The following is a 21,056-nucleotide window of genomic DNA, read 5'->3' as shown; positions in this document are numbered from 1 at the left end:
CCCCCCCCCCCCCCCCGCGGCGTGGCAACGGCCGCGGCCGCCACGAAGAACGCCGTTCCTGACCTGCCGATTGTTCTACGCCCCGACCTGCGCGGCAAGAGGCTCCGACCGACCCGCTGCCACGCGCTGCGCTCCCATCGCGGCACCGGGCCGCTTTGCGCTCCTGCCGCATCCGGCCAGCGCGCACAAGCGGCCAAGTATCAGGAAAGGCCACACCCGACCGGACGCCGAAGAAGCGCGTGCATGACTTCGAGTGAACATCGTTGCGGCTGAGTGTAAATCGACAAACAGAACGCGAAATAGATTGCACTGCAATCGAATACGATGTATCATCGAGTAATGAAGGTGACGTCAATGGCCAATATTGCACCGGCGAATATTGCCCCTCCGCCAGCCTCCGCGGCCGCGTGACCGAAAGGAACCGCGACGATGGCAACCGCCGACTATGCGCAGCGCGCCGTGGCCTACTGGGCGCAGTCCGAACGCGCCTACGCCGAGGGTGACTCTCACTACGGCGACGAGCTCGCCGAACTGGCCGCCCAATGCGAACAGTGGGCGTACGAAGACCTCACCGGCGTCCGCAGCGACGTCGCCTAACCCACCGATACGAACAAGGAGACAGCAGGTGATCGTCATGGCCGACAAACCCGAGGTCGCACCCTGCGATGTGCCGCAGCCGCCGGCCACCGCGATCGAACCGCTGCCCGAACTGGAAACCGTCACCGCCGGAGATGACCTCACCCTCACCGGCACCATCGGTGACGACACCGCCGAGGTCGACAACACCCTCGCCCTGGAACTGGACATGCTCACCGCTCTGTTGTGGGCGCCACCGGCCCGGGCCCGCCACGTCGTCGAGGCGCTGATCGGCTCGCGCCGACCGTGACGCCGGCACCACCACCACGGTGCTTCCCGCCGGCAGTGTGGTGTTCCTCAGTGCTGTGCATCAGGCCGTGTTCGACACCGTCGTTGCGTTGCTCGACGAAGGTAGCCCCGCCACACCCGTTCTGGTCAATGCGCGGTTTGCCGATCGAGGACTCACCACCCGCACCCGTAGTGTCATGCTCGAGATCGCCTCCCCGCGGCACGGCCGCCCCGTCGCCGACAGTGCCGACCTGCCCCACCTGGCCGCCGCCCTCATCGACGGCTGGTACCGCCGCGGCTACCGCGCACTGCTGGCTCGCATGACCCAAGTGACCACTGAGCGACCGACCGCCGAACTCGCCGGCCACTGGACGGCCCTTACCGGACACCAGCAGGCCGCCGAAACCCGGTGGCTGGCCATCCGCGACACCCTCGCCCGCATCTGAACGGAAAGACACGCCGCGATGACTGACGACGACCCCGACGCCCAGGACCGCGAACTCGGTGACCTCGCCGCCGACATGCGTGAGCACGGTCGCAGCTGGGCCGACATCGCCCACGAACTCGCCCTGCCCGAAGCCACCGTCAAACACGCCGTCGACCAAGCACACCAGCGTGCCGCCGAACTCGCCGCCCGCGATCAGATCGCCCTGTTCTGATCACCCGCCCCGAGGGCCGGGAGAACCGCCCTCACCATGTGGAGAGAGTCGATGACTACACCGCACGGCCGCACCGAGGACGAGATCCTGGCAGCGGCCACCGCCGGCCACATCATGGCCGGCATGCCGCCCACCGCCGTCGATATCGACGCCGCCCGCCGGGTGCTGCGCGGGCACACGTCTGTCGAGGAAGAGCTGACGAGCCTCCGCGACGAGCTGTCAACGTCGTGACCGGACCGAACACGCCGATGATCGGTAAACTTAGTATGACGCGACATTCAGGAAAGGTAGGTGCGGCGATGATCGAGTCACGATGGATCACCCGCTGGCCGGAGTTGTTCGCCGGCCTCACCGACACCCAGGTCCGTGGTGTCGTGCAGGCAATCGACAACAACGTCCTCGAGGGGTGGGAACCGCAACGCGCCGACATCGACCTGCTCACCCGGTCGGCGCGCGGTGAACTGACCGACGCCGAAGTGATCGCCGAAGCCGTCGCCATGGCGACAAGCTCACGAGCGGTACACGCCCTCGGCTGACCGCGCACAAACCGTAGTTGTTCACGACGGCACCGCCTCGTCGAGGTGGTGCCGTCGTCGTGTCTGGAAGGTGAGGGCGAGTGACCGCACAGGATGACTGGGACGCCACATTCATCCCCGGCACCACCGTGTTGGCCAACAAACTCGGCATCACCGATCCCGACGCGCTCGCCGCGGCCGAATACACCATCACTGCCCACCGCGAAGCGATGATCGCCGACGGGCATATCCCGATCGCCCACACCTACGACGCCGAACATCTGCACAACATCCACGCCGCGTTGTTCTCCCCGATCTACGAATGGGCCGGCGTACCGCGCACCTACCCGCTGAACAAAGACGGCCTGCCGTTCGCTGACCCGAACCAGATCAGCCGCTACCTCAACCACGCCCGCGACCACATCGCCGCCGTCGACTGGACCGACCTGGACCACGGTGGGTTCGCCGTCGAGGCCGCCACCGTCTACGCCTCGATCAACATGAGCCACCCCTACCGCGAAGGCAATGGCCGCGCGGCCAAGGTGTTCATGTCCCAACTCGCCGCCGATGCCGACTACCGACTCGACTACGGCCGCGTCACACCGCAACAGTGGGTCAACGCCGCCATGCTCACCCACCCCGATCGCGGCGCGTTCGAGCCCGTCCCCGACACCATGGTCCCGGTGTTCGCGCAGATCGCCGAACCCCTCACACCCCAACAATCCACCGCGGCCGAGCGCGAGACCGACGCGCAACGCGCGGCACGCATCTCCAGCCGCGGCACCTCCCGGCACCTCCCGGCAGGCCCCGGCAACCGGTGCTACTCCGACGGCCTACGGCGTGTCGATCCCGCGATTTCCATTTCTGCGCGGAAGAATGGCCGCCATGGCCGGCCGACCGCGTAAAGACCCCTCGGGCAAGTCCTTGGTGACTTTGAGTCTGTCTCCGACGGAAGCGCTGAAGACGACAATCCAGTCGGCCGCGAAGGCCCGCGGGATGCATGTTGTCGACTACTTGGGCGCCCTCGTTGCGAACGATCTAGGCCAGCCCATTCCCGGCGTACCACCCTTGAAGGAGGTTCTACCGCTGCGTGATAGCGCATAACGGCATAGCTGAATAGCGAAACGCCCCCGGCGGCAACCGAGGGCGTTCGCGAAGTTTATGAGTGTGAGCGGCAATCTCGCACTCAGTGTGACCCCGAAGGGACAGTCTTGGAGGACTGGTCTCAGGGTAGCGCGTACCCTTTTGTTCGCGCTAGTTCTGATGAACGCGTGTCGGATCACGACTCGGTTACTGAGTCGCGGTGGTCCGAGGTGTACCGGTTGCTGCCTGCGCCGGGTGGTGAGAGTTTCGCGCTGGCAGGCACCGCGACGGCGAACAAAGCTCGGCGAGAGCGCAGCGGCAACCCGATTGAGCTGATTACCGAGGCAGAGCGTGCCGGCGGCGGGAAAGCCATCTGGGCTGTTGTGGCCCCGATCCGCAGTGATCTGCTGGTCATCGACCTCGACCGCTGCGCTGGGCAGGTGTGGCCGCGCCTGCATGAAGTGCTCGGCGACTACTCGGCGACCACCGCCTATTTGGCCCGCTCCGGTAGCCCGGACTCACTGCACGTAATCCTTAGGTGCCCCTCCCCTGCCTCGGACCGCGGCATCCGCGAGTTCCTCGCAGATCTGCGCCGCCACCTCAACCTGTCGGCTCGTCGCATCGACGTCCTGAGCCCTGGACATCTGCTCCGTCTGCCGGGCAGCGCCTCGCTGAAGCCCGGCGGGCACCACTGCACACCCGTCGACGACGACCTCACACCCATCACCGCCGTCCGGACCGCCGACAGGCTGCGCACCGCCCTAGGTAGCAATGAACCCGGGCCGGTGCAGGCCTCCTTCGCCCGCCACGACGACGGGTGGTGCGTGCCCGGCTACACCGCGCAGCGTCATCCGGGCGGGTTCGGTGTGCTCGACGTCGTGCTCGCGGTGGCCTTCCTGGCGTTCCTCTCCGGGGAGGCCACTGCCGACCAGCAGCAGTGGGAGTTCCACAAACGCAAGACCTCAGGCCAGACCTCGACGCGGTTCTGCACGACCGGGCTGTTCCACTACTCGCGGCACCCGAACTACTTCTTCGAGCAGGCCCAGTGGTGGGTGATCTATCTGTTCGGGGCCGTGGCCGCGGGGTCGATCCTGCAGCCGACGATCGTCGGCGCGGTGCTGCTGACGCTGCTGTTCGTCGGGTCGACCAAGTTCACTGAATCACTGACACTGTCGAAGTATCCCGAATACGCCGACTACCAACACACGACGTCGGCGCAGATCCCGTTGCCGCCCAAGCGACGTCGGACGGCGGCTGTTTGAGCGGCGATCATCGCGCCACTGTGAACTCGTCGTCGAGCGACACCTGATCGCTGTCGGTGTCGTAGTCGTAGATCTCGCCGTAGCGACCCCAGTCGATAGCGGTCGAGAACTGTCGCTCAGCCTCGGCGTCGGGCAAGCCGCGACGTAGCGGGTCGAGGAAGAATCCCGACCGCAACCGACCGTCGGAGCTGCTGCGCAACACACGAATGATGGTGCGCACCAGCGGGGCTCGGACGCGGGAAACAGCACGATGAAGAACCTGACCGTCACCGAGAGAAGACCCGAGGATCGGCACTGATATCAGTGCAGCGGCACCGATGCAGACGGCGACGTCGGCGAGGACCGAACGTTGGCGACGTCCGACGGCGGCCGGGGACGCGCGAGGATTGTGGTTTCCGTGGCGGCGCAACCCTGTTCACGCGACGTTCGTCCTGCGATCGGGACAATCGGCGCGAGACGGGCGTGGCTGGGTTCAGCTCGAGGCCGTCGACGGCCTAGATTTGGTGACATGCTCAGACCGCTGACTGTCGGAAAGAACATCCCGGACCCTCGCGTTCTCCTGCGCGTGGTGATTGTCGGAGCACTCCTCATGCTTGCGGTGGTGGGTACTTCTCTGGCTGCGGACACCGCCCGGGCCGAGCCGCCGATGCGGCTACCCGACCAGGTGACCGATCCCGCCGACGTGCTCTCGTCGTCGGATCGCACACGGGTGCAGCACGCGGTCGAGGGGCTCTACCGCGACCACGGCGTGCAGTTGTGGGTCGTCTACGTCAAGACATTCAACGGGCTGGGTAGTGAGCAGTGGGGCTCGCAGACCGTGCAGATGAGCGACCTCGGCGAGCACGACGTGCTCCTCGCCGTCGCCACCGACGACCGCGCGTACCGCTTCGACGCGCCCGATTCGGTCGACGGCCTCGACCGGTCGAAGCTCGATTCGATCGCCCAGGACAACATCGTGCCCGCGCTCAAGAAGTCGGACTGGCCGGGCGCGGCCGTCGGCGCGGCGAACGGTCTCGGCTCGACACTCACGCCGTCGCACACCGCCGCAATCGTCACCGGAGCGGTCGGTGGTGTCGCGGTCGTCGGCGGCGGTGGCGCCTACCTCTACTCGCGGCGGCGTCGAAAGCAGAAGCTCGAGTCTCAACTCGACTCCGTCCGCGAACAAGAACTGACCGGCGATCAACTACTGTCACAGCCGATCGAGGTCCTCGAACCCTGGTCGCGCGAGGTCTTGACCGACACCGACAACGCGATCCGCACCAGCGAGGAGGAGCTGCGGCTGGCCGTCGACGAGTTCGGCCCGGCCCAGACCGCACCGTTTACGCAGGCACTCGATGCCGCGAAACGTGGTCTTGCGACATCGTTCTCGCTCCGACAACGACTCGACGACGACATCCCCGAGACACCCGACGAACGCCGTTCGATGCTGGTACAGATCATCACAACCTGCACCGACGTCGACGCCGCACTCGACGAGCAGGTCTCGGCCTTCGACGAGATGCGCAATCTGTTGATCAACGCCGACAGCCGATTCGCGCAGATCACGCAGCAACTCGTCGCGCTGCGAGCACGCCTCGAGGGAGCGGCAGGCCAACTCACGACGCTGGAGCAGAAGTACGGCGCGCCGACGCTGCGCTCGATCGAGCACAACGTCGACCTCGCCGCCCAGGAGGTCGGGTTTGCCGAGAGCAGCGCGGACCAAGGTCGCGCGGCGATCGCGCGTCCCGTCGGCGAGCAGGGCGCTGCCGTTGCCGCGATCCGCTCGGCGGAGGGCGCCATTTCCCAGGCCGACAAGCTTCTCGACGCTATCGACAACGCCGACACCAACATCGCCGCCGCGCACACCCAGCTGCCCGCGCTGATCGCCGAGGTCGAAGGCGAACTGCAGGAGGCCGCCGGACTGTCGACGGATGGGGGGCCGGAGCTGGCAACGGCGGTGGCGTCGGCCACCACGGCACTCGATCGCGCCAAAGCCGGCACCGACCAGGACCTGCTGGGAGTGTTCACCGCATTGGTCGACGCCGACGCCGACCTCGACCGTGCACTCGATTCCGCCCGCGGCGCGCTGGCAAAGCGCAAGCAGCGAACCGAGGTCCTCACCGCCGCACTGACCAGCGCGCAGGCCAAGGTCACCGCGGCGTCGGACTTCATTTCCACTCGACGCGGCGCCATCGGCTCGACCGCACGCACCCGACTCGCCGAAGCGCAGCGCCTACTGCAGTCGGCCACCGAGACCGCGCAGAGCGACCCCACAGCGTCGACCGATGCCGCGCGTCGAGCCGGCTCCCTCGCAGACCAGGCACTCATGGCCGCGCAGGGCGACGTGGTGAGCTGGCAGCAGAGTCAGCAGCCGCGCTCGAGCACCGGATCGGCGGCCACGGGTGCGGTACTCGGCGGCATCCTGGTCGACAGCTTCCTGCGCGGGACGATGCGCGGTGGTGGCTACGGCGGAGGATTCGGGGGTGGCTTCGGCGGCGGTGGCTACACCAGCGGCGGCGGGCGCAGCCCCGGCTCGTTCGGCGGGTCGTCGAGCTCGGGTCGCATCGGCGTCGGGGGCCGGTTCTAGGGCCTGGCTTCGGTCGGGCGTGCGGTCGGCCGGCCACTGCGCGGTTGCTGCGGCCTCCGCAGAAAGTTACGCGCCCTGAGCGGCCCACATGTACCGGTACGTGCGGAGGGCCCGAGAGGTGTCGTTTTCTGCGGGCGCCCGGTCGATGCGGTCCCGGCCACTGCGCGCCCCTACGCCGACTTGCGCCCGAAGCCCAGGTACGCGATCGGGCCGATGTAGTTGATGAAACTCGCTGCGGCCCAGGCTTTTTTGGGTCCACGCACCTGCTCGGCGGGCCGCTTCTTCAGGTCGCGTAAGGCGTAGCCCTGGAGCGCGAACTGCGCGACGGCGGCAACGCTGATCAGCGCGCGCTTGGCTGGGGTGAGGTTCTTCTTCGTGTCACGAGTCACAAGGTCACACTACCGTTCGGCCTTTTATTTCATAAGCCTAAGTATTAGACTTACTAAACGTGACCGACAACAGTGCAGACATCGCCCGAGCGCTTCGCCCCTCCGTGACTCGGCTCTACCTGGCGTTGCGTCGGCACACCCCGATTCCCGAGTACACCGCTGCTCAGGCGTCGGCGCTGGCCACGATCGTCGACCACGAGCCGATGCGCATGGGCGAACTCGCCGACCGCGAGTCCATCCGCATGCCAACGGCAACAGCCCTGGTCGACGGCCTGTGTAAGAGCGGACTGGTCGTGCGTGAACCAGACCCCGACGACCGACGTGCCGTCCTGGTCCGACTGACCGAACACGGGCACGAGGTTCTCGAGCGGGTTCGAGGGCAACGCGAGGACGCGCTCGCCGCAGCACTCGAACGGCTTTCCGACGACGACCGGGCCCGGCTCGCCGCAGCCGCCCCCGCATTTCGCGCACTGCACGCGGAACTCGAGGGGACGCCGTCTCCGACCCCGGCGAAGTAGCAGCAGCGGCGAAGTAGCAGCAGTAGCCCCAAAGACTCTAGTAAGTAACAACTTTCGACAATGAACACGAGGTAGATGTGACAACCACGACGGAGAAGCCGACGCAGTCGGCGCCAGAGGAGCACTCCCACTCACTGATCGAGACCTTCAAGGGTCAGCCCCGGGCCGTGTGGGTGACCGCGTTCGCTGCGGTCATCGCCTTCATGGGTATCGGCCTCGTCGACCCGATCCTCAACACGATCCGCGAGGAACTGCACGCGCCGCCGTCGAAGCTGACGCTGCTTTTCGCCGTCTACCTCGGTGTGCAGGTGATCGCAATGCTGATCACCGGTTGGGCCGCGTTCCGCTACGGACCCAAGCGCACACTGACCGTCGGCCTCGCGCTGATAGTCATCGCAGCGGGCGTCTCGACGTTCGCGGGCAACATCGACCACCTCATCGCGATGCGCGTGTTCTGGGGTTTCGGCAACGCGCTGTTCATGGCGACAGCACTGGCGTTCATCGTCGGCGCGGCCAAGGGCGGCCAGCACGGCGCGATCCTGCTGTACGAGGCCGCGCTCGGCGTCGGACTGGCTGTCGGTCCGCTACTCGGAGCACTTCTCGGAGCGTGGACGTGGCGTGCACCGTTCGCGGGTACCGCGGTCCTCATGCTGATCGGTGCTGTGCTGTGTGCGTTCATGCTGCCAGCCGACGGTCCGCGCTCAGAACGTGTCGCGGTCAGCATTGTCGACCCGCTCAAGGCGCTGCGTAACCGCACTCTGCTGCTGACGTCGATCGGATCGGCGTTCTACACCGGCGCACTGTTCACAGTCATCGCCTACGCACCACTTGCCATGGGCCTCAAGCCGATACCGGCGGGCATGGTGTTCTTCGGCTGGGCCTGTTGACCGCCCTCTCCGGTGTCTTTGTTGGGCCGCGGCTCGCCGAATGGATCGGACAGCGCGGCGGCGTGATGACAGCAATCGTCGGCTACGGCGTCGTCATGGCGCTCGCTGCGGTCGGTGTCGCCACCGACCAGGTGTGGCTGACCGGTCTCGCAATCGTGCTCTCGGGTCTGCCGTCGGGCATCCTCAACACGCTGTTCACCGGTGTTGCGATGTCATCGGCCGATCCCAACAAGCCGCGCTCGGTTGCCAGTGCCGGCTACAGCTTCCTGCGTTGGATGGGCGGCGCGGCGTCGGCCGTGTTGGTCGCCTACCTCGCGGAGTGGTTCGCTCCGGCGGCCCCGTTCTGGTTCGCCGTCGGCTACTGCGCCGTCGCCGTGGTCGCAGTCGGGTTCGTGCAGTCGAAGAAGGCGGAGTCGCACCACGTCGACGAGGACGCCGCGCTGGTCGGTGCGGAAGAGTTCTGAGTTTCGCCCAATACGAAAGAGGTTGCCCCGCGGTCCACTTCGGACCGCGGGGCACTATTTTGTCCAAGGGAACGTCGTCTCGTTTGGAACGTCGTCTTGTACGGAGGTTGCCCTGTACGTAGCGGCCGTCAGTCGAGCCAGTCGAGCACCGACGCCGCGGTCCAGCTCTGCTGCATGCTCCCGAGGGCCTCACCGGTGAACGGCTCGTAGTACTCGGCGAACGCACCGTCGGTGGCCTGCCGCAAGCCCTCTTCACGAAGTCGCGCAGAGCGTTCGGTCCACCCGCGCCGCGCGAAGGCCCAGCTGAACAGCCAGGTCATCACCGGCCAGACCGGGCCGCGCCAATACTCCCGTGGGCGGAAGTCGGCCGAAATCGGCGACGTCGACGGCGGGACACTGAATCTCAGGTCGGGGTGTCCGCAGAAGCGCGGGCCGTCGAACAGTCGTAGCAGCGCCCGTTCCCGATCGCGCGAAAGCCCGCCGCACAGCAGTGGCGCGAAGACCGCGATGGTCTCCGAGTTGATCCACTGCCCGGCGCGCAGGTCGTAGTCACGCGCGGCACCGTTGCGGTCGTTCGCGGCCGCGACAACGCCCGCCTTGAACCGGTCCGACCATGCCCGCAGGTCTCGCACGTCTGCGCGTGGCTTGGAGTAGTCCTCTCCGATCGTCGCGAGGACATCGCACGCGACTGCGAAGATCGCACTGACGAAGACGTCCTCGACCATGAAACTCATGACCTTGGGCAGGATCTCGTCGTCGTAGCGCGCTCGTTTCATCTCCTCGACGAGCCAGATGTAGCGGTCGTATTCGAGGTCGGTCGGGCGCATCGAGAGGTCGGCGACGTGCTCGAGGTCGGCTCGGGTGTACGGCGGCAGGTCCTCGCCGGGAACGACGCGCGAGTATGGACCGTCCCAGCGCGGGGAGTTGTCCATGCCCGATTCCCAGCCGTGGTAGATCGTGACGCGACCGCGCCCGAGCGGATCCCGTGCGTGAGCAAGCCACCGATGCCACCGCATCAGTGCGCCCCACCGGCGGTCGATGAACTCGTTTGCGACGGCCCGAGTCGAACGGCCGTGTCGCCGTGAGTGATCCAGGATGCGCTGGACCGCGATCGCGTGCACCGGCGGCTGCGTGATGCCCGACGTCTCCGGATAGTCGGGTGCGGCGTCGGCCAGGCGCGAGCACTCCCATCGGCCTGGGCCGGGGAAATAACCGTCGCGCCCGTTGGCGAAAACGATGTGCGGAATCATGCCGTTCGACCACTGCGCCGAGAGCAGGGTGTCCATCTCGATGACGGCACGTTCGACGCTCAGCGGTGCGAGACCGACCGTCACGAACGCTGCGTCCCAGCTCCACATGTGCGGGTAGAGGCGGGGTGCCGCGCTGGTCATCGTGCCCAGATCGTTGCCGCGGAGCAGATACGCGGCTCGTGCCGACAACTGCGTTGGGGTGAATCCATACCTGGCCACGCGTTGATTCTGCACTGCCTCGACTGTCCTCGCCGCTCGAGGTCGTCGGTGATGTCCGCCGGTACGGTTGAACGCGTGCCAACCGCATTGATCACCGGAGCCAGCCGCGGACTCGGCGAGCAGATCGCCCGACAACTCGCGCCCACCCACTCGCTGATTCTCGGCGGCAGACCCTCGGCCGCACTCGACGCGCTCGCCGCAGAGCTGGGTGGCGCGACATTCGCCGTCGAACTGACTGACCACGAATCAGTTGCCGCGGCCGCGGAGTCGATACCGTCGCTGGACGTACTGGTCCATAGCGCTGGAGTCGGTTCGACGCTGCGCACCGTCGCCGAGACACCCACCGACGAATGGCGTCACGTGCTCGAGGTGAATCTCGTTGCCGCGGCCGAGGTGACGCGTGTGCTGCTGCCCGCGCTGCGGGCGGCGCAGGGTCACGTCGTGTTCATCAACTCGGGCGCGGGAATTCGTGCCAACCCCGGTTGGGGCGCGTACGCCGCGAGCAAGTTCGGGCTGCGCGCGCTGGCCGACGCTCTGCGCGGCGAGGAGACCTCGCTGCGTGTGACGTCGGTGTTCCCAGGGCGCATCGACACCGACATGCAGCGCGAGCTGGTCGCGATCGAGGGCGACGACTACGACGCGTCGAAGTTCCTGAAGCCCTCGACGGTCGCGGGCGCGGTGGTCGCCGCGATCCACACCCCGGCCGACGCGCACCCGACGGAGATCGTGCTGCGGCCGACCGGCCGCGGGTGATCTCGACAAGCTCGATCAGCGGAGGTGGGCTCGAGCTTCTTCCGCTGGTCGAGCGGGCGCGAGCGCAGCGAGCACCCGAGTCGAGACCACTCCTCGGCGGGTGATCTCGACAAGCTCGATCAGCGGCAACGCCCCTACAGCTGCTTGAGGTCGGTCGGGGCCCAGACGGCGCGCATGGAGGAGATCTTGCCGTCGGCGTCGAAGACCATGATGTCGATGGGAGTGATCTCGAACCGCATGTCGGCCGTGCCGGTGACGAGCGTGAACTCGAAGACCGCGGTGTCGCCCGCGATCTTCTTCCAGTTCAGGGTGGCGACGTGCTCGTCCATGCCGGTGATGATCGAGTAGAACTCGACGAGCTGGTCGCGGGTGTCGCGGACGTCGGCCCCGATCGGATCCTCGACCGTCGCGTCGGGTGCGTAGAGATCCGCGATCTGCTCGGCTGTGCCGTTGGTGAGCAGATCGATGTACGCAGATACGGCGGCCTCGATCTTGCTCGACAGCCCGGTCTGTTCCTGCTCGACGGTCATGCGTGTCTCCAAATCTAGAACGTGTTCTACTTTGGAGCCAAGGTATCAGTCGAGGCGCTCGTAGATGGTGGCGTTCGCAATTCCGCCCGCCTCGCACATCGTCTGCAGCACAAAGCGCCCACCGCGCTGTTCGAGAGCGTTGATGGCGGTCGCCGCGATGCGTGCACCGCTCGCACCCAGCGGATGCCCGATGGCGATCGCGCCACCGTTGACGTTCACGCGGTCCAGGTCGACGTCGAGCTCTTTTGCCCAGGCGAGCACCACGGACGCGAACGCCTCGTTGACCTCGAACAGATCGATGTCGTCGAGGCTCAGGCCCGCGCGGGCCAACACCTTGCGGGTCGCCGGAATGATCGCGGTGAGCATGAGCAGCGGGTCGTCGCCGACGACGGCGAACGAGTGCACGCGCGCCCGAGGTCGAAGCCCGAGTTGTCGCGCCCGCTCCTCGTTCATCACCAGCACCGCTGCCGAGCCGTCGTTGATCTGGCTCGCGTTGGCCGCGGTCACGTTCCAGCCGATCTGCGGGAATCGATGCGCGATCGCCTCGTCGTAGTATGCGGGATGAAGGCCTGCGAGTGTGTCGAGGGTCGAGCCGACGCGGATCCCCTCGTCTGTGGTCAGCCCCGCAAGCGGAACGATCTCGTTGTCGAAGAGCCCGTTCTTGGTAGCTGCTGCGGCCAGTTCGTGTGAGCGCAGGGCGAACTCGTCCATCTCGGTGCGCGAGATGCCCCACTTGGCTGCGATCAGCTCTGCCGAGATACCCTGGCCGACAAGTCCTTCGGGGTAGCGTTCGTCGAAAGCTACGCCGTTGAGGTTGTCGGTGCCGAAAGCCGCCGAGCCCATCGGCACCCGCGACATCGATTCGACGCCCGCACCGACCACTATGTCGTAGGCTCCCGCGATGACGCCCTGTGCCGCGAACGCGATGGCCTGTTGTCCACTGCCACACTGCCTGTCGAGCGAGACGCCCGGCACCGACTCCGCGTAGCCCGCCGCCAACAACCCGCGGCGCGCGATGTTGAGGCTCTGCTCTCCGACCTGCGTGACAACGCCGGTGATCACATCGTCGATGTCGGACGGATCGATCGCATTGCGTGACAGTAGTTCTCGCAGCGGATGAGCCAGGAGGTCGACCGGGTGTACGTCGTGTAGCGCACCCGTCGGCTTGCCCTTGCCGACAGGGGTGCGCACCGCGTCGACGATGACTGCTGTGTTCATGATCTTCATACCTTTCGTGAGGGCGAATCATGCTGTGCCCGAATATGTTCGGGCGGAGCGATCCAGTGACCGCAGGATTGCATCAACCGATGTTCGACGCCGCGACCGCTTCAGCCTGACCAGACGTGCGACGCGCCAGCGGGCCGAGCGCGAGAATGCTTGCGGCTGCGGCGAATGCCGCGCAGACCCACCAGGTTCCCGTCGTGACTCCCGCTCCGAGCATGGCGACCAGCGCACTGGTGCCGATCGTCGTACCCAATTGCCGCGACATCGTGATCACCGCGCTGCCGCGGCCGGCGATAGCGGCGTCGAGTCCGCTTGTGGCGGTGGCGATCAACGCCGGAATGACCAACCCGACGCCGAATCCACCGAGGAGCCAACCGGGCAGGAAGCCGGCGGCGTAGTCGGGATCGGACGAGTCGGTGCAGATTCCGATCAGGACCATTCCGACGGCCCACAGGCCCGCTCCCGCGGCGGCGAGCAACCACGGCGAAACCGTGCGCGCCTTCCGGGAGACCAGCGCCGCCGCCACGGGCACCATCAGCGGACCCGGCGCAACGGCCAGACCGCTGCGGATCACCGAATAGCCCCATCCCTTCTGCAGCAACAGGATTCCGTCGAGCAGGCCGGCAGCAAAGGCGACGCTGAAGAGCAACATCGCCACCGTCCCAAACGAGAACTCAGAGCGCGAGAACAATCGTGTGGGGATCAGCGGGTCGTCGGATCGCCGATCAATGATGACGAAAGCAACACCCAGGATCACAGCAGCGACGAGCACGGCGATCGCGCGCGTGGAACCCCATCCCCACTCGTCACCCTGCACCAGGTAGAGGACGCCGAGTGCGCTCGACGCCGCGAGTAGCACAGCGCCCGTGAGCATCCCGACCGAGACGGCAGCGCCGGAGCGTTGTTGCTGCACACCCGAGTCGCGTCCGAAGACCCGAATCGCCGCGATCACGAACGCAATGCCGATGGGCACATTGATCAGAAACGCTGTACGCCAGGAGAATTGGACGAGGATGCCGCCGACTACCGGCCCGAGCGCCGCCGCCATCCCCGACGTTGCGGCCCAGATGCGCACTGCACCCGCCCGACGCTCCGGTGGCACCGACGTCACCAAAAGCGCAAGGCTCGCGGGTGTGAGTGCCGCCGCCCCGACAGCCTGCAGCACCCGCGCGGCGATGAGCACGCCGAGTGTCGGCGCGCATGCCGCGAGGGCGCTCGCCGCGGTGAACACGACGACGCCGCCGATGAAGCCGCGGCGGTTGCCCAGCCTGTCGCTCGCGGCGCCCAGCGGGATGAGAAGTGCGGCGTAGACGATCGCGTAGGCCGAAAGCGTCCAACTGACCGAGGTCAGCCGTGCGCCACCGAAGTCTTTGGCGATGTCGTCGAATGCCACGTTGACCACGAAGAGGTCGAGGGCGACCAGGAACGGCGCACCGCACGCGACCGCGAGAAGAGCACCAGCGCCGTTCCGCCGTTCACTCTGACTTTTGTTGTCCATAGCCAGACTGTTTACCCGCTGACTATGCCTGCGTCAAGTCAGCTAGACTGTGGGTATGGAGTTACGTGGACCTCTGGCCGAAAGGGACAACTGGACAGCGGATCGGTGCTCGATCGACAAAGCCATGGGCGTGATCGGCACCCGATCCGCCATGCTCATCCTGCGTGAAGCGTTTTACGGGGCAACGCGATTCGACGAGTTCGCGCGCCGCGTCGGGATCACTGACGCCGTCGCATCGGCTCGCCTGCGGGAGCTCACCGAGGCGGGGCTCTTCGAGAAGGTCCCCTACCGCGAGCTCGGCCAGCGCGTTCGCAACGAGTACCGCCTCACCGAGCAGGGCCGCGCGCTCCTGCCGGTGATCGTCGCGCTCATGCAGTGGGGCGACCGGTACCTCCAGCCCAGCGGTGCCCCACTCGACCTCACCGACGCCGACGGCGAGTCCGTACACGCCGCGGTCGTCGGACCTGACGGCACCGAACTCGGACCCGACGACGTCGCAGTTGCTCTCCATCGCAAGTAGCGATCACCCACGACCTCACCGTTCATCTGAGAAACCGACAATCTGGGCCTTGCCGTCGGCGGTTTGATAAGTTCGCCCTCGCAACCGGACGGCAACACATGGCCGCGGTAGCAGACCTCCGCGGGGACACCCGCCGGAGACCACGTACAGCCGGGATGAGGGGGTCGCGATGGACGCACACTTCCCGAGCCTGTCGAGTCCGCGTGTGCGGAGATTCGCGCCGTGAGCGTGCTGCTGCTGGCCGACGGCCTGCATCCCGACAACGACACTGCCCGACGCTGGGCCAATGACGAGCTGTCGAAGCCGCAGTATCAGGAGCAGGCCACCACGCCCTCGCAGCCTCCTGAGCCCCGCCGGAATTTCTTCTCCATCCTCTACGACTTCTTCACCGGCGGACCGGCTCCGGACACAACGCTGATCGTGACCATCGTCGTCGTGCTGCTGGTGATCATCGCGCTCGTGGCCTTCGCCATCTTCTTCGTGCGACGCACCCCGCGGGCGCGACGCACCGAGACGTCGGCTCCCCTCGACGACCTGACTCTGAAGTCCGGCGAATACCGCTCGGCCGCAGAGGATCTCCTCGACAAGGGCGATCCCGACGGTTGCGTGCGCGAAGCGATGCGCGCACTGGCGCGGCGGGGCATCGAACGCGGGTACATCGTCGCGGCGCCGTCGTTGACCGCTCGCGAGGCGTCGCGACGACTCGGCGTCGCCTACGACGACAAGCGCGACCAACTCCGTTGGGCCGCTGACCTTTTCGACGCCGTCGAGTACGGCTACCGGCACGCCGACCTCCCACAGGCGCAGGCCATGCTCGAGCTGGAACGCTCGATCCGCAGGGGTCGCGCACGGTCTGACGCGGACCACGATTCCGTGGGTGGCGGCAAGATGAGCGGCGACATGACCAGCGGTGACATGACCAGCGGCGACATGACGAACGACGACGTGGCGGCAGGCCGGTGAGCGCACCCGTGAGCGCACCGCCCGCGGCCCCCGAGGGTCGGTCCGGCCCAGCTCCGTCGCGTCCGCGACATCGACGTCGAACCTGGTTGATTGTCCTCGGAGTCGTGGTTGCAGTGCTGATCGTCGTGCTCGTCGCCGCCCTCGCGCTGGGCGGCGCGCCGTCGTCGAAGCCGAAGCCCCCGACGCCGAGCAACACGGTGGCGGGTGATCCCGACAACCTCGGGCCGACGGGTGCTCGTGCCGTCACGAAAGTGATCAGCGATCACGGTGTCGGCGTCACCGTGGCGCGGGGACTCGACGAACTCCGCGATCGCACGACACCGGGCGCCGACGATACCGTCGTCTTGAGCGGCTCCGGCGCTCTCACCCCGGCCAACGCGTCGTACCTCCTCGACAAGTTCCGAGACGTCAAGCGCGTGGTGCTGGTCTCCCCGACCGACAACGCGCTCGCGGCGCTGGGGCTACCGGTGAGCGTTGCACTCGTCGCGCAAACCCGATCAACGGGAGCGTGCTCGCTCATCGGGATCGCCCCCGACGACGTCATCTCGTCACAGGGCATCGGCGTGGGTTCGTACTCGTCGGCCACCAGGTACACGCCGACGCAGCCCGCGGCATCCTGCTTTCCCGACGACACCGACACCGGTGCAGATGTGGTCGATCGGCCGGGACAGATCGTCGTGGTACCCGCGACGACCTCGCACCCCGAGATCGTCGTGACCGACGGCGACTTCTGGCACAACGCAAACCTCGCCGAGGACGACAATGCGGGCGTTGCCCTCCGCGTGCTCGCCTCCTCCGGTCGCCTCATCTGGTTCATTCCGAGCTTTGGCGATCGACCACCTGAACCGGGTGAGCCCGACTCCGACCCGCGTTCTCAGATTCCGCGTTGGATCGGCCCCGGTTTCCTGCTGGCAGCCTTCGCTGTCTTCGCGCTGATGCTCTGGCGCGGACGACGATTCGGGCCGATGGTCACCGAGCCGCTACCCGCCGTCGTCAAGGCGATCGAGACCACCCAGGCCCGTGGACGGCTCTACCATCGCGCCGGAGCCGATAGTCGTGCCGCAGCGATCCTGCGCATCCGCACCATCTCGCGCATCGCCGGGTACCTCGGACTCCACTACGACCCCGTGCACGCCCTCGACGCACTCGACGCGTCCGACGAACACGATGACTCGGGCGTGTGGACACCGGACGGTTCCGACTCGTCGGTCGCCGCGATCATCAGCGTCGCCGCAGCGGCGTCACACCGAGACGCCCGCGACGTCGCACGACTCCTGACCGGCCCGTTGCCCGAGGGCGACGACGCGCTGGTCGTCTTCACCACTGAATTGACCGCTCTAGAGAAGGAAGTCCGGGGCACACCATGACCGCACCCTCAAACCCGCCGCACTCGACACCACCACACTCAACCCCGCCGCACTCAGCGCGACCGCCTGTACCCCAGCCCGCTTCGTATCCGCCTGTGCCGGGCGGTAAGTCGGGCGCGGTGGGGTCGGTGACGTCCGGAGTGGGGTCAGGGGCAGATTCGACGTCGGCGCGTTCTCGGCTGAATGCGGTACGCGCCGAGGTCGGCAAAGCCGTTGTCGGACAAGATACCGCGGTCTCAGGGATGCTGATCGCGCTGCTGTGTCGCGGTCACATCCTGCTCGAAGGCGTTCCGGGAGTGGCCAAGACGCTGCTGGTGCGGTCGGTCGCCGCTGCCCTCGACGTCGACACCGCGCGCGTGCAGTTCACCCCCGACCTCATGCCGGGTGACGTCACCGGATCACTGATCTTCGACGCCGCGGCGTCGGAGTTCAGTTTCCGGGAGGGTCCGGTGTTCACCAATCTGCTTCTCGCGGACGAGATCAACCGAACGCCACCCAAGACGCAGGCGTCACTGCTCGAGGCGATGGAAGAAGCGCAGGTATCCGTCGACGGCGTGCCGCGCGCCCTGCCCGAGCCGTTCCTTGTCGCAGCGACTCAGAACCCCGTCGAGTACGAGGGCACCTACCCGCTTCCGGAGGCTCAGCTCGACCGATTCCTGCTGAAGGTGACCCTGCCGATTCCACCGCGCGACGACGAGATCACCGTATTGGCAAGGCACGCAGCAGGATTCGATCCACACGATCTGGCCGCTGCCGGTCTGCGACCGGTCGCCTCGGGCTCCGATGTGATCGCAGGCGCAGCCGCAGTGCGACGGGTGGCCGTGGCACCACAGGTCGCCGCCTACATCGTCGACATCGCCCGCGCGACCCGGATGTCGCCGTCGCTCTCACTCGGGGTCAGTCCACGAGGTGCGACCGCGCTGCTCGGCACGAGTCGCGCGTGGGCGTGGCTGAGCGGACGCGATTTCGTCACACCCGACGACGTGCAGATGATGGCGCAAGCGACTCTTGCGCACCGCCTTTCGCTGCGCCCGGAGGCTGAGCTCGAGGGAGTCTCGGTCGGCGCGGTGCTGGCTGCGGCGATCGGTTCCGTTCCCGTCCCACGCTGATGGTCATCACCGGCCGCTTCTTCGTACTCGTCCTCGCGGGCGCCATTCCGACGGTGCTCTTCCCCCACTACTGGGTGGTGCTGGCCTGGGTCGTGGTATGCGTCGTGCTACTGCTGATCGACCTCGCCGTCGTCGGAAACCCCACGCGCACTCTCGAATTGGGTCGAGTGCCGTGCGGTCCGGTTCAGCTCGGCCAATCCACCCAGACGACGCTGTTGGTGCGCAACCTGTCCGGCAGTCGATTCCGCGGTCTGATCCGCGACGCATGGCAGCCGTCGGCAGGTGCGGAACCGACCGCGCCGCGGCCGGTGAATCTCGCTCCTGCGCAGTCGGAGTCGATCACGACGACCCTCACACCCACCCGCCGCGGTGACCGACTGGCCGTCGGTGTGACCGTTCGACGGCTCAGCCCACTCGGACTCTGCGCCCGACAGCGCACCGTCGTGGTTCCGGGCATCGTGCGTGCGCTGCCCGTCTTCACCGCGCGCAAGCATCTGCCGTCACGGCTGGCGTATCTGCGACAGCTCGACGGACGGTCGGCCGTGCGCACCCGTGGACAGGGAACCGAATTCGATTCTCTGCGTGACTATGTCGAGGGCGACGACGTGCGCAGTATCGATTGGCGTGCCACTGCGCGACGCCGCTCCGTCGTCGTCCGCACGTGGCAGCCGGAGAAAGACCGGCACATCGTGATCGTGCTCGACACGTCGCGGACATCGGCCGGTCGTGTCGGCGACGCTCCGCGACTCGACGCCGCGATGGATGCGGCCCTGCTGCTGGCGTCGCTCGCGTCGCATGCGGGCGATCGCGTCGACTTCATCGCGGGTGATCGCGTGGTACACCGGCGGATCATCGGAGCGCCGCGCACAACCTTGCTGAGCGACTTCGTGACCGCGATGGCGCCGCTCGAACCCGCTCTGGTGGAAGCAGATTGGCCCATGTTGTGCACCGAGGTCAGCAAGGTGTCGCGCCAGCGAGCACTCGTGGTGCTGTTGACACCGCTCGAACCCGCCGCGGTCGAGGAGTCATTGCTGCCGCCGCTCGCCGCACTCGCACAGCGCTACCAGGTGGTCATCGGATCGGTATCCGACCCGATGCTCGACGAGATGGCCGAACGTCGCGACGACGTCCGCGAGATCTACGACGCCGCAGCGGCGGTACGCACACTGACGTTACGAGGCCGCACGGCGTCGGGGTTGCGGCGTCTCGGCGTCGACGTCGTGGATGCCGCGCCTGACAAACTGCCCGCCGCGCTCGCCGACCACTACCTACTGCTGAAGTCGCGCGGAATGCTCTGAGCGGCTTGCCTCCCCGGGCATCTGTCAGGCGACGGGAAGGCTGTACCCGCGGTCGATCTCGTCGAGATCGCCTGTGGCACCACGATCGTGGGCACGACGTCCGAGCACCAGCGCGTACAAGAGGAACCCGACCCACACGGTGACGCCGATACCGATGCGCGCCCATGTCGGGAGACCCGACGGGGTCACGAACGCTTCGATGGCTCCGCAGATGAGTAGCAGCACAACCAATCCGATGCCGATGGCGATTGCGGTGCGGCCCGCCTCGGCAAGTGAATCAGAGCGTTTGCGGTCGCCGGGCGCGACCCAAGACCAGAAGATGCGCAGCCCGACACCTGCCGCCACGAACAGACACGTGAGCTCGAGTAGCCCGTGCGGGGTGATGAGTCCGAAGAAGAGGTCGGCCCGACCGTGGTTGATCATGATCGAACCCGTCACCGCGAGGTTGAGAATATTCTGGTAGAGCATCCAGATCACCGGGAAACCGAAGACCCCGAAGGCGATGCACAGCAACGCAAGTCGGAAGTTGTTGGTCCAGACCTCGAACGCGAACCACGACGCGGCGTGCTCGGAGTAGTAGTTCTCGAAGTCGTCGTTGACGAGGTGCTCGATCTCCGCGCGCGACCCGAACGTGTGCTCCATGGTCGGGTGGTCGAGGAGCCACCAGCCGATGCCGACAGCGAATGCGATCGACACGACCATCACCGTCAGCCACCACCGTCGAGTGCTGTAGAGCGCGGCGGGCAGCGTTATCGTCACGTACCGCACCAGTTGGTCCCACGTGGTGACGGTCGACCCGAGCGCGTGCCCGCGAGCCCGGGCCAGCAGCGTCGACAAATATGCGACGACCGCGCGGTCTGGCGCCGACGATCGGATCACCGACAAGTGTGTGGCAGTGCGCTGATAGGCGTCGAGGATCTCGTCGGACTCGGCACCGGTGAGGTGGCGTTTTCGTGAGAGTTCGTCGAGTCTCTGCCACGTCGGTGACTTCGCTCGTACGTAGGCATCGAGATCCACATCGGTAGCCTAGCGAGACCACGGTGACCGCTGTACCCCTGTGGGGCGGGATCATTCACGTGGTCCACGATCGGCTACGTCCGCGCCACCCGCAGCCGCTA

The 21,056-nt window shown here is 66.8% G+C and carries 23 protein-coding genes and 1 pseudogene; 17 read left to right on the top strand and 7 right to left on the bottom strand.

The features are described from left to right. Nucleotides 1-429 precede the first annotated feature (429 nt). The 8 genes from A5777_RS25050 to A5777_RS25455 all read left to right on the top strand — a co-directional run bounded on the left by A5777_RS25050 (nt 430) and on the right by A5777_RS25455 (nt 4,383). Entirely contained in the window at nt 430-597 is a 168-nt protein-coding gene (locus A5777_RS25050) for a hypothetical protein (protein ID WP_197502387.1), read from the top strand. A gap of 28 nt (nt 598-625) precedes the next feature. Next, nucleotides 626-886: a hypothetical protein gene (locus tag A5777_RS25465; RefSeq protein WP_231895078.1), complete on the top strand. Its 261-nt coding sequence runs from the start codon at nt 626-628 to the stop codon at nt 884-886. A gap of 19 nt (nt 887-905) precedes the next feature. Then, nucleotides 906-1,310 (top strand): hypothetical protein, encoded by a 405-nt coding sequence (locus A5777_RS25460; RefSeq protein WP_231895077.1) that lies wholly within the window; start codon nt 906-908, stop codon nt 1,308-1,310. An 18-nt stretch (nt 1,311-1,328) separates the two neighbouring features. Beyond that, nucleotides 1,329-1,523 (top strand): hypothetical protein, encoded by a 195-nt coding sequence (locus A5777_RS14820; protein WP_064863238.1) that lies wholly within the window; start codon nt 1,329-1,331, stop codon nt 1,521-1,523. 51 nt (nt 1,524-1,574) lie between these two features. After that, the gene (locus tag A5777_RS14815) at nt 1,575-1,754 is read left to right on the top strand and encodes a hypothetical protein (RefSeq protein ID WP_231895076.1); all 180 of its coding nucleotides are present in this window, start codon (nt 1,575-1,577) and stop codon (nt 1,752-1,754) included. A gap of 68 nt (nt 1,755-1,822) precedes the next feature. Continuing rightward, nucleotides 1,823-2,059 (top strand): antitoxin VbhA family protein, encoded by a 237-nt coding sequence (locus A5777_RS14810; protein WP_064863236.1) that lies wholly within the window; start codon nt 1,823-1,825, stop codon nt 2,057-2,059. A gap of 80 nt (nt 2,060-2,139) precedes the next feature. Beyond that, nucleotides 2,140-2,943 carry a Fic/DOC family protein gene (locus A5777_RS14805; protein WP_082933685.1) on the top strand — a complete coding sequence of 268 codons (804 nt, stop codon included), beginning with the start codon at nt 2,140-2,142 and terminating at the stop codon, nt 2,941-2,943. A 366-nt stretch (nt 2,944-3,309) separates the two neighbouring features. Then, nucleotides 3,310-4,383: a DUF1295 domain-containing protein gene (locus tag A5777_RS25455; protein ID WP_231895075.1), complete on the top strand. Its 1,074-nt coding sequence runs from the start codon at nt 3,310-3,312 to the stop codon at nt 4,381-4,383. Nucleotides 4,384-4,390: 7 nt separating this feature from the next. On the opposite strand, the gene A5777_RS25450 is transcribed toward A5777_RS25455, so the two are convergent. Next, nucleotides 4,391-4,603 carry an AAA-associated domain-containing protein gene (locus A5777_RS25450; protein ID WP_269447005.1) on the bottom strand — a complete coding sequence of 71 codons (213 nt, stop codon included), beginning with the start codon at nt 4,601-4,603 and terminating at the stop codon, nt 4,391-4,393. A 369-nt stretch (nt 4,604-4,972) separates the two neighbouring features. On the opposite strand from A5777_RS25450, the gene A5777_RS14785 reads away from it, so the two are divergent. Then, on the top strand, nt 4,973-6,949 hold the full coding sequence (locus A5777_RS14785; RefSeq protein ID WP_064863242.1) for a TPM domain-containing protein: 1,977 nt from the start codon (nt 4,973-4,975) through the stop codon (nt 6,947-6,949). A 170-nt stretch (nt 6,950-7,119) separates the two neighbouring features. Here A5777_RS14785 and A5777_RS14780 read toward each other — a convergent pair whose 3' ends face one another. Further along, complete coding sequence (locus tag A5777_RS14780) at nt 7,120-7,338, bottom strand: hypothetical protein (RefSeq protein ID WP_064863233.1); 219 nt, start codon at nt 7,336-7,338, stop codon at nt 7,120-7,122. Nucleotides 7,339-7,397: 59 nt separating this feature from the next. Between A5777_RS14780 and A5777_RS14775 the strand changes: the two genes are divergently transcribed. Together A5777_RS14775 and A5777_RS14770 are read left to right on the top strand one after the other, a co-directional pair. Then, on the top strand, nt 7,398-7,856 hold the full coding sequence (locus A5777_RS14775) for a MarR family winged helix-turn-helix transcriptional regulator (protein WP_064863232.1): 459 nt from the start codon (nt 7,398-7,400) through the stop codon (nt 7,854-7,856). Nucleotides 7,857-7,933: 77 nt separating this feature from the next. Further along, nucleotides 7,934-9,207, top strand: a pseudogene (locus A5777_RS14770) (MFS transporter). Nucleotides 9,208-9,335: 128 nt separating this feature from the next. Here the strand turns inward: A5777_RS14770 and ggh are convergent. Then, nucleotides 9,336-10,676 carry a glucosylglycerate hydrolase gene (gene ggh / locus A5777_RS14765; protein ID WP_064863241.1) on the bottom strand — a complete coding sequence of 447 codons (1,341 nt, stop codon included), beginning with the start codon at nt 10,674-10,676 and terminating at the stop codon, nt 9,336-9,338. Between the two features lie 75 nt (nt 10,677-10,751). Here ggh and A5777_RS14760 point away from each other — a divergent pair, with 75 nt between their 5' ends. Next, nucleotides 10,752-11,429 carry an SDR family oxidoreductase gene (locus tag A5777_RS14760; protein ID WP_064863240.1) on the top strand — a complete coding sequence of 226 codons (678 nt, stop codon included), beginning with the start codon at nt 10,752-10,754 and terminating at the stop codon, nt 11,427-11,429. A gap of 134 nt (nt 11,430-11,563) precedes the next feature. On the opposite strand, the gene A5777_RS14755 is transcribed toward A5777_RS14760, so the two are convergent. The 3 genes from A5777_RS14755 to A5777_RS14745 all read right to left on the bottom strand — a co-directional run bounded on the left by A5777_RS14755 (nt 11,564) and on the right by A5777_RS14745 (nt 14,681). After that, the gene (locus A5777_RS14755) at nt 11,564-11,959 is read right to left on the bottom strand and encodes a nuclear transport factor 2 family protein (protein WP_005207682.1); all 396 of its coding nucleotides are present in this window, start codon (nt 11,957-11,959) and stop codon (nt 11,564-11,566) included. Between the two features lie 45 nt (nt 11,960-12,004). Beyond that, nucleotides 12,005-13,177 (bottom strand): thiolase family protein, encoded by a 1,173-nt coding sequence (locus tag A5777_RS14750; RefSeq protein WP_039856469.1) that lies wholly within the window; start codon nt 13,175-13,177, stop codon nt 12,005-12,007. Nucleotides 13,178-13,259: 82 nt separating this feature from the next. Then, complete coding sequence (locus tag A5777_RS14745; protein ID WP_064863231.1) at nt 13,260-14,681, bottom strand: MFS transporter; 1,422 nt, start codon at nt 14,679-14,681, stop codon at nt 13,260-13,262. Nucleotides 14,682-14,736: 55 nt separating this feature from the next. Between A5777_RS14745 and A5777_RS14740 the strand changes: the two genes are divergently transcribed. From A5777_RS14740 to A5777_RS14720, 5 genes are all read left to right on the top strand, one after another. Beyond that, a complete protein-coding gene (locus A5777_RS14740; RefSeq protein ID WP_064863230.1) occupies nt 14,737-15,201 on the top strand; it encodes a winged helix-turn-helix transcriptional regulator in 465 nt (154 codons plus the stop codon). Between the two features lie 222 nt (nt 15,202-15,423). Next, nucleotides 15,424-16,164 carry a DUF4129 domain-containing protein gene (locus A5777_RS14735; protein WP_064863229.1) on the top strand — a complete coding sequence of 247 codons (741 nt, stop codon included), beginning with the start codon at nt 15,424-15,426 and terminating at the stop codon, nt 16,162-16,164. Nucleotides 16,165-16,172: 8 nt separating this feature from the next. After that, on the top strand, nt 16,173-17,531 hold the full coding sequence (locus A5777_RS14730) for a DUF4350 domain-containing protein (protein ID WP_231894730.1): 1,359 nt from the start codon (nt 16,173-16,175) through the stop codon (nt 17,529-17,531). Continuing rightward, nucleotides 17,528-18,640, top strand: coding sequence for an AAA family ATPase (locus tag A5777_RS14725; RefSeq protein ID WP_082933683.1), 1,113 nt, complete (start codon nt 17,528-17,530; stop codon nt 18,638-18,640). The genes A5777_RS14730 and A5777_RS14725 overlap by 4 nt, the downstream gene beginning before the upstream one ends. Beyond that, complete coding sequence (locus A5777_RS14720) at nt 18,640-19,938, top strand: DUF58 domain-containing protein (RefSeq protein WP_005207670.1); 1,299 nt, start codon at nt 18,640-18,642, stop codon at nt 19,936-19,938. The genes A5777_RS14725 and A5777_RS14720 overlap by 1 nt, the downstream gene beginning before the upstream one ends. A gap of 24 nt (nt 19,939-19,962) precedes the next feature. On the opposite strand, the gene A5777_RS14715 is transcribed toward A5777_RS14720, so the two are convergent. Beyond that, entirely contained in the window at nt 19,963-20,955 is a 993-nt protein-coding gene (locus tag A5777_RS14715) for a stage II sporulation protein M (protein ID WP_064863228.1), read from the bottom strand. Nucleotides 20,956-21,056: the final 101 nt, after the last annotated feature.

The sequence above is a fragment of the Gordonia sp. 852002-10350_SCH5691597 genome (genome assembly GCF_001665715.1).
Classification (GTDB): domain Bacteria; phylum Actinomycetota; class Actinomycetes; order Mycobacteriales; family Mycobacteriaceae; genus Gordonia; species Gordonia sputi.
The sequence above is the reverse complement of the archived record's forward strand: the minus strand, read 5'-3'. Positions and strand labels throughout refer to the sequence as shown.